The organism is Photorhabdus sp. RW14-46 (assembly GCF_963887965.1).
Classification (GTDB): domain Bacteria; phylum Pseudomonadota; class Gammaproteobacteria; order Enterobacterales; family Enterobacteriaceae; genus Photorhabdus; species Photorhabdus laumondii.
In genome coordinates, this window is record NZ_CAWPHH010000036.1 from 38,125 (window position 1) to 46,557 (window position 8,433).

The window sequence follows — 8,433 nt, forward strand, 5'->3', positions numbered from 1 at the left end:
AAAACTTTATATGGCCCTATTGCCCATCTTTACGAGAGCTTTTCAGATGCTACTGACCATATCAAAGTAGAAATCAGAACTATCTTCGATCTGGCAGGGGATATACACGGGAAATCAGTGTTAGATTTAGCCTGTGGATATGGTCTCTTTAGTCGAGAATACAGAAATCGTGGTGCGTCGAAAGTCATTGGAGTCGATATATCAGAAAACATGATAGCGATTGCGAAAAGCAAATCACAACAATACGGTGACGATATCGAATTTCACGTAAGAAATATCTGCAAGATGGAGTCGGAGTCATTTGGCAAGTTTGACATAGTTAATGCAGCCTGGTTATTTTGCCATGCAGAATCTCTTGAAGACCTTGAAACTATGTTCCGTGTCATTGCCGCTCATCTCAAGCCTGCCGGTAAACTAATTGCGTATACCGTTGAACCTGATTATCGATTAGAGAAAGGGAATTATGAGAATTATTGTATAAAAATTCTGAGTGAAGAGCCGGTGAAAGACACCACTCTCGTGAAAGCTGAATTTCTTACCACACCACCCAGTCCTTTCACTATGTATCGTTGGAGTCGTGAACAATATCAAACAGCGATCCAAAAGGCGGGGTTCAAACAATTTAAATGGCAAAAACCCATGCTGTTAGAAAGCGATATTGAGGCTCATCCCCCAGGTTTTTGGGATGATTTCCAACGAAATTGTCTTGATACAGCTCTTGTTTGTCAGATTTAACCAGATAATCCCCAAGATCCACTCTCTTTCCTATACCAATCCCCCGGTGAAAATCGAGGGATTTTTTTGAATTTCCTTCGTCCTGCAAAACAACTTTTCCTGACCTCCAGCCGGGATTTTGGTGAGAACCGGATGAAATAGTTCGACAACTCAGGTTTCTGAGGAAAACGGCGCTCGGGTAACTCAGTACACCAAAATAAAGATCCTCACTGCGATCACGACCGGGGATGGGTGACGATCAAGAATTTCCGTCATAGTCACACGTGACGAAGTTGAATAAGCTTCCGCGACATTTGCTCCCCGCTCGTCAAGTGAGAGCGTTTCTGGCGGGATAGCTTGGGGAGGTGGTCTTTTATTGTGTTTTACTTATAATTTAGCGCATTCGAAATAGTAAAAAGGATTAGCAACGATGAAGCTTTTCAACGCATTGGGGTTTCGTTGGGACCGGTCTGCGGCTCCTCTTATTGTTCCTATTCATTCTATTGAGCGGGTATGCTTCCGCTTTCATCGGATGCTGCCAGAATTTGTTTGGGATGCTGGTGTACTTGAAGGCAATCCCTTTACTTTCCCCGAAGTGAAAACATTGTTGGACGGTGTCACCGTCGGCGGTAGGAAGGTTTCTGATCAGCAACAGATCTTGAATCTTGCAGAGAGTGCCAGGCGCTTACTAGTTTTAGTGAAAACCGGTCAATTTGAATTGACCAAAGCCACATTCGCAGAACTTCATAGCATCGTTGCTTGTAATGAAGCTTTGGAGTGGGGAATGTTCCGTGGGGAAGGGCAGGAGACAAATTACACTCCAGATGTCAGTTTGGGCAATCAGGGGCGTCATACGCCGTTGCCTACTGAGTCTGGCGCACCAGAATTAAATCGTGTTTTTCACGAGGGTCTTGCTGCATTGCGTGAATGTCGGCCTTTTGAACAGGGAGCTGCATTCTTTCTTTTCGGGGCGCTACAGCAATTTTTCTTTGATGGTAACAAACGCACTTCACGTTTCATGATGAACGGTATCTTGATGTCGAACGGCATCGATGCAATCAGTGTGCCTGCGGCAAAACTGCATGAGTTCAACGAAAAAATGGTCCGCTTCTACCTGAGCAAAGATGCTACTGAGATGATGATGTTTCTTATGGATTGTCATCCGGATAAAGTGGCAAAACCCGGTTTTTTTAAATGATCATAAAATGGGATTGCACAAACGAACGTTTTTGACACGACCCAGACCGCTATTGATCTTTTTGTTAAAACAAAGTGCAGGATAAAAAAAACCAGCACTTTGTTAATAATCTGAAATTAACGCAACAAAATTTTGGATGGTTTGGGCTTACAACCCCTATACTGAAACCTTATTTTGAAATTGATCTAAAGTTTATATCCTATGGATTTCAAGATGCATCGCGGCGGCAAGGGAGAGAATCCCCGGGAGCATAGATAACTATGTGACCGGGGTGAGCGAGTGCAGCCAACAAAGAAGCAACTTGAAAGATGACGGGTATAAATCAACCAATTAAATCCCTGAAACGATAGTATCTAAAGCTGCCATGATATCGGAGTGAATACCCGGCATAACACAGACGATATCCGCAGCTTTTAACTTGCTCTTTGCTACCGTTGTCACTGACTTTGTAATATTGTCCGTGAATTATAATCGTCTAATAGGTCATTCTGAATGTCGATAATGAAAGGGTATTATTCCCTCGATTTAGGGGATTTATTGCGGTAAACAGCATACTGAGCCATCAAATAACCCCGTATTCATCATCATCGGTAAATAGCCCTGCACCACGCTCAAATTCATTGAAAGCGTGGATACCGGCTTTGTTTTTAGTTTTCCATAGCTGTCTTATTTTCTCACGAACAACATCGGACAACATTTTGTCTAGTGTCGCTGATAAGTTGATCCCTAAATCACGGGCTTCATCTAGCACTTTAGCGGTCAAATACACATTTGTACTACGTTTACCGGATTGTTTTCGTTCTACGGTTGAGACGCATTGTCTTTTCATCAGATACCTCATCTATGCGCATATACCTTATAGATTTCAAGATGTATCGCGACGGCAAGGGAGCGAATCCCCGGGCGCATAGATAACGATGTGACCGGGGTGAGAGAGTGCAGCCAACAAAGAGGCAACTTGAAAGATGACGGGTATATACTCCAGTTATAGCAAAAAATTTTTATTGCATTACAAATGTTATGCAATAGAATGTAATACAAATGTCATTACAGGAGATAACGTTATGAGTACTATTCAGATCAGAGTTGATGAAGAACTTAAAAAAAGTGCGTATCAGACATTTGAGAAACTGAACTTATCGCCATCTGATGCGCTACGTCTCTTTCTGCGCTATGTTGTGGAGAATGAAAAGCTGCCGTTCACTGAAGTTTCCGTTATGGTGGCAGATCATGATGAAGATGCAGACATCTTAGCAGTGGTACGTGACCGTCTTAAAAATCCCGCTAGACGTATCAGGGTAAACCTTGATGATATTTAATATCGATTTCGACGAACGAGCCCTGAAAGAGTGGTACAAACTGGATCAGAGCATACGCGACCAATTTAAAAAGAAGCTACGGAAGTTACAGAACAATCCCTATATTGATTCAGCCAGATTACACGGTAATCTGGCTGGCTGCTTTAAAATTAAACTCCGTTCTTCAGGCTTTCGTCTGGTTTACCAAGTGATAGAAGAAGAGATCGTAATATTGGTGATCGCTGTTGGTAAACGGGAAGATGCGAAAACTTATGAAATAGCTTGTAAACGAATTGTATAATAAATATACCGCAATGAAATCGCCCTAACGCTGGGTGATAAGATTGAGGGTTTCTGTCTGGCAATGCAGAGCGTCCAGCGTGATGATATTCCAATAAAGTAAAAAATAATTCAATGAGTTGTCTGGCTCTTCTTTACCTTTGTTTTACGATAAAAAAGTCATTTTGTTTTTATCGTCATCCGCTTACTTTAGCCTTTACTGATGAGGGGTGTCTCAACAACATAAATGGGCGTCAATTTACCCGCGCCATTTGGTTCCGCAATGATTATCAATTAGTTTCCGAGAAACTTCGTTATTCAGGACTTAAAGCACATAGTGAATATGATTAGTTAATCTATTAAGTGTTATTTTGTTATTGCCGGCCATTAACCAATGACTGAGAAAAATATAATAATTCAACCTATCGAGTATTTACTTGAAATTTTATCACTCCCGCTCTCTACGAAATAGTTTTTAATGTAAATCCTAAAGAAACAAAGTAACTCACTTTTTTATAAATAGAAAATATACTGCGCCCCTTTTGGTGATTTTTATTCTTTGCTTTACAGTTAATACTTAGTAGATTAAGTTACATGTTTGCGTATTAATAAAAGTAGCAGTAAAGATGTACATCCCCCCTAAATTCTGTTGCCCAAGTCTCATAATTTTAATTTTTACGCTTTATCGATAAAAAATAATCTAAAACCAACTACCAAAAAATCAATTTGGTATTAATCTATAGTTGTCAGTCGATAATTTTTTTCTATTATCTTCTTCATCAAAGAATAGCTAGTATCAAATTGCAGTAGAAATTCAGCTTAACCCGCAAGGGATAGGTTTTATGGCATAGATTCCCCTGTGGGTAAAAAGGTTAATCCGATATCACCATCATTAGGAGAATAATATGAATCAAAATAACGATTCCTCACCAAACATGGATACCGACGGTAATCCTATCAAGCAATATTGGCAACCGGATAGGAGTAGTTATTCTGATAATAGTACTTCTATCGCTTCTACCAGAGGGGCAACCTCTATGTTATTGCCGAATGGCAGAGTGATGACTTGGGGAGATGACCTTAGTAGTCAAATCCCGCCCGATATTGCCGAATTGCAAGATATCGTTAGTCTAAGTGCAACCGATGACGCTTTCGCGGCTCTGCGGAAAAACCGTAGTGTGGTCGCTTGGGGAAATGAAAACGAAGGTAATGGTGGTCAAGTACCTGATGAAATTGCTCAATTGACGGATATTGTCAGCTTGAAAGCAACAAGTTCTGCCTTCGTGGCCTTACGGACAAACGGTAGTATAGTTGCCTGGGGAGATGAATTTTATGGCGGTAAAATACCTGATGAAATTGCCCAATTGCAGGATATTACCAGCCTGAGTTCAACAATAAACGCATTTACTGCTCTGCGTGCAAATCGCAGCGTGGTCGCTTGGGGAATTAAAGATTGGGGCGGTCAGGTCCCGCCAGAAATTGCCCAATTGCAGGATATTGTCAGTATCAGTGCAATAGTTTCTGCTTTCGCAGCCCTACGATCAGACCGCAGTGTCGTCGCTTGGGGGTTCAAGAACTCAGGTACTCAAATCCCACCAGAAATTGCTCAATTGCGGGATATTGTTAGTCTAAGCGCAACAAATTTTGCTTTTGCAGCCCTACGGGCGAATCACAGTGTCGTCGCTTGGGGCAACCCATCTTCGGGTGGCAGTATTCCGCCGGAAATTGCTCAATTACAAGATATCGTCAGTCTGAGTACAACATCGGGGGCTTTTGCAGCCCTGCGGGCAAACCGCAGCGTGGTCGTCTGGGGAGGTAATGATATCAAAACCCCACCAGAAATTGCCGCATTGCAGGATATTGTCAGTATCAGTGCAACAGAAACCGCATTTGCAGCTCTACGGATGGATGGTAGCGTAGTCGCTTGGGGATATGGCAATTATTCAGACTATGATCACGGTAATCAAGGCAATCAAGTCCCAGCCGGGATAGCTCGATTACAAGATATCGTTAGCCTAAGTGCGTCAAGAAACTCATTTACAGTATTGAGAGCCGATGGTCAGAGAGTTGGTTGGGGATCGGCTGATGATAATAAATTGCATAATGAATATGATAATTAATTCATCCATTGAGCAAAGGTCTTACGGTACAGACTCCCTGTGAGTAAAGTAAATCCGATATGACCTTGTATAGGAGAATGATATGAACCAAAATAACGACTTCTCACCAAACAACCTATACCGGCATTCTGGGGTTGGAATATATAGTAACTCTGACAACAAGATCTCCATCACTTCCGCTTACGGCACAACCGCCATGTTATTGCAAGATGGCAGTGTGATCGTCTGGGGGGGACGCCGTGTACCGCCAGAAATTGCCCAATTACGGGATATCGTCAGCCTGAATTCAACAAATTATGCATTCGCAGCCCTGCGGGCAGACCGTAGCGTGGTAGCTTGGATGGGAGGTAATTCTGGCAATAGGGACTATGGCGGCGAAGTTCCATATAAAATTGCTAAATTACAGGATATTGTCAGCCTGAGCGCAACAGATTCTGCATTCGCAGCCCTTCGGTCAAACGGTAGCGTGGCCGCTTGGGGAGATATGAGCCGTGGTGGTAACGCTCCATACAACTTACAAGATATTGTCAGCCTGAGCGCAACAAATTCTACATTCGCAGTCCTTCGGTCAAACGGTAGCGTGTTCTCTTGGGGATACGCTACAGTCCCGCCAGACATTGCTAAATTAAACGATATTATCAGTCTAAGTGCAATAGATGATACTTTCATCGCCCGGCGGGCAAACCTCCGCATAGTCACCTGGGGAGGTGGACCTTCTATACCCCCTGAAATTGCAAGATGGCAGGATATTGTCAGCTTGTGTAAAACAGGTGGTGCTTTCGCAGCCCTTCGAGCAGACCGTAGCGTAGTTGCCTGGGGTGATCGGGACAATGGCGGCGCAGTCCCACCAGAAATTGCTACATTACGGGATATTGTCAGCCTAGTTAGAATACCTAATACTTTCGTGGCATTGCGGGCAGATCGCAGCGTAGTCTCTTGGGGGAATAGTTCTGAGGGGGATGCAATTCCACCAGAAATTGCCGCATCAAAAGATATCGTCAGCCTATATTCAACAGGAAGTACGATTATAGCCCTACGGGCAGATCGCAGCATAGTCTCTTGGGGTGATATCAGTGTCCCCCCCGAGATTGCTAAATTAAAGGATATTGTTAGCCTGAGTGCAGCATCTTATCACGGTTTCGCAGCTCTGCGAGCGAATGGTAGTGTAGTTTCTTGGTGGGGGTCCAGAAATTCTAGTTTCCAAGTTCCACCTGGAATAGCCCGACTACAAGATATAATCAGCCTAAGTGCATCAAGAAACGCATTCGCAGTCTTACGGGCGAATGGTCAAAGATTAGCTTGGGATGTTGGTAACGATAATACAGTACACAGTGAATATGATGATTAATCTATTGTCATTATAAATCACTAAAAAACCCTAAAACCAAGGCTGAGCTGTAATACCTCGGTTCAGCCTATCGTTTATTTAATTTGAAATATTAGCTCTCCCGCTCTTGTTATTACCAAAATAACTCACTTTTTTATAGACAGAAAATATATTGCGCCCCTTTTGGTGATTTTTATTCTTTGTTTTACAGTTAATACTTAGTAAATTAAGTTACATGTTTGCGTATTAATAAAAGTAGCAGTAAAGATGTATATCCCCCCTAAATTCTGTTGCCCAAGTCTCATAATTTTAATTTTTACGCTTTATCGATAAAAAATAATCTAAAACCAACTACCAAAAAACCAATTTAGTATTAACCTATAGGTATCAGTCGATAACTTTTTTCTATTATCTGATTCATCAAATATTGGGGCTAAACACCCAGTCTGGAAATTCTGTCAGCGGAAGTTGATAAAACAACTGATTAATTATAAAGAGGCTGGAAATATCTTTATCAATCAAGCAGAAAAACAAGCATTAGGGGAGAAAGTAGCAAACCGTTGGATATAAATAGTTCAGGAATGGAGATTCCATTCCTGATTATGGTGATTTAATTTTGTCTAACACTCAATTAAATCGGATGACAAGCTCTCATTTATTTCTCTTGATGAGATATATTGGTGCCGCTATCTTGTACATAATCATCAAAAATAATAATAAAACTGTTATGAAAAGCAGGATATGATTTTTCAATACCTTTCTGTATTACTGACAATATAAAACCATGCGTATCGGATAGATCCCACACTTTGACATCTTCACAATCAAGAGCTAAATATTCCTCTCTACCTTCCTCTCCACATTTATTAACCGAAACTTTAACCGGTTCAGTTGAGAGATTTTTAACATAAATCATAAATCCTCCACTATATCAATAATGAATATTTTTATTAAATTCAATGATGTAAGAAAAATTAAATTAAAAAAACTAGTGCGATAATAAAATTTTTTAGACAGCTGGTATCGAATATAAAGAGTCTATCCGGCTACCGTTATTTTCAACATAGCTAGTATAAATAATTATGTAGCCATTTGATTTTATTGAATACAACATTGTGGCACTATCTTTACGTGCTAATGACATTAAATAACCGCGCTTATCTGATCTACCCCATTGAGCCACCTCTCCTGGAGGAATATCAATATATTCATCATCACCTTCGTCACTACTCCATTTACTAATTGCAACTTTAACCACATTATCTGAAATATTTTTGGCATAAATCATATTAAATTCTCCATTATATCAACGTAGATTTATTTAGCTCTGATTTAAAAACATCCTAACACGTACCATAATGAAATATAAGTATATACCCAAGAAACTTCAAGATGCAGTTTTTAGCACCTGAAAATGGTCGTTAATTCTAGACATCAGCGAGTCCGCTATATCCGGTAGCGTTGTGGTGAAAAATTTGAAGACGTTGTCTCGAAATT

Annotated in this window: 9 protein-coding genes and 1 pseudogene; 6 read left to right on the forward strand and 4 right to left on the reverse strand. The window is 41.0% G+C overall.

Features of this window, described 5'->3' with window-relative positions:
- Positions 1–735: class I SAM-dependent DNA methyltransferase (locus tag AACQ38_RS20425; RefSeq protein ID WP_207631940.1), on the forward strand; the 735-nt coding region annotated here is incomplete at its 5' end.
- 409 nt (positions 736–1,144) lie between these two features.
- A complete protein-coding gene (locus AACQ38_RS20430; protein WP_165578952.1) occupies positions 1,145–1,912 on the forward strand; it encodes a Fic family protein in 768 nt (255 codons plus the stop codon).
- A gap of 562 nt (positions 1,913–2,474) precedes the next feature.
- On the opposite strand, the gene AACQ38_RS20435 is transcribed toward AACQ38_RS20430, so the two are convergent.
- Complete coding sequence (locus AACQ38_RS20435; protein ID WP_165578953.1) at positions 2,475–2,741, reverse strand: type II toxin-antitoxin system CcdA family antitoxin; 267 nt, start codon at positions 2,739–2,741, stop codon at positions 2,475–2,477.
- Between the two features lie 235 nt (positions 2,742–2,976).
- On the opposite strand from AACQ38_RS20435, the gene AACQ38_RS20440 reads away from it, so the two are divergent.
- From AACQ38_RS20440 to AACQ38_RS20455, 4 genes are all read left to right on the forward strand, one after another.
- Positions 2,977–3,231, forward strand: a complete 255-nt coding sequence (locus AACQ38_RS20440) for a type II toxin-antitoxin system RelB/DinJ family antitoxin (protein WP_011144653.1) — start codon at positions 2,977–2,979, stop codon at positions 3,229–3,231.
- Entirely contained in the window at positions 3,221–3,511 is a 291-nt protein-coding gene (locus AACQ38_RS20445) for a type II toxin-antitoxin system RelE family toxin (protein WP_011144654.1), read from the forward strand. Before AACQ38_RS20440 ends, AACQ38_RS20445 begins: the two co-directional genes overlap by 11 nt.
- An 883-nt stretch (positions 3,512–4,394) precedes the next feature.
- Complete coding sequence (locus tag AACQ38_RS20450) at positions 4,395–5,609, forward strand: hypothetical protein (RefSeq protein WP_165578954.1); 1,215 nt, start codon at positions 4,395–4,397, stop codon at positions 5,607–5,609.
- A gap of 82 nt (positions 5,610–5,691) precedes the next feature.
- Entirely contained in the window at positions 5,692–6,957 is a 1,266-nt protein-coding gene (locus tag AACQ38_RS20455) for a hypothetical protein (RefSeq protein WP_165578955.1), read from the forward strand.
- Between the two features lie 634 nt (positions 6,958–7,591).
- Here the strand turns inward: AACQ38_RS20455 and AACQ38_RS20460 are convergent.
- The 3 genes and pseudogenes from AACQ38_RS20460 to AACQ38_RS20470 form a co-directional block, all read right to left on the reverse strand.
- Positions 7,592–7,852: a hypothetical protein gene (locus AACQ38_RS20460; RefSeq protein ID WP_165578956.1), complete on the reverse strand. Its 261-nt coding sequence runs from the start codon at positions 7,850–7,852 to the stop codon at positions 7,592–7,594.
- 93 nt (positions 7,853–7,945) lie between these two features.
- Positions 7,946–8,224 carry a hypothetical protein gene (locus tag AACQ38_RS20465; protein WP_011144657.1) on the reverse strand — a complete coding sequence of 93 codons (279 nt, stop codon included), beginning with the start codon at positions 8,222–8,224 and terminating at the stop codon, positions 7,946–7,948.
- Between the two features lie 99 nt (positions 8,225–8,323).
- Positions 8,324–8,433: pseudogene (locus AACQ38_RS20470) on the reverse strand (IS630 family transposase); the annotation flags it as partial.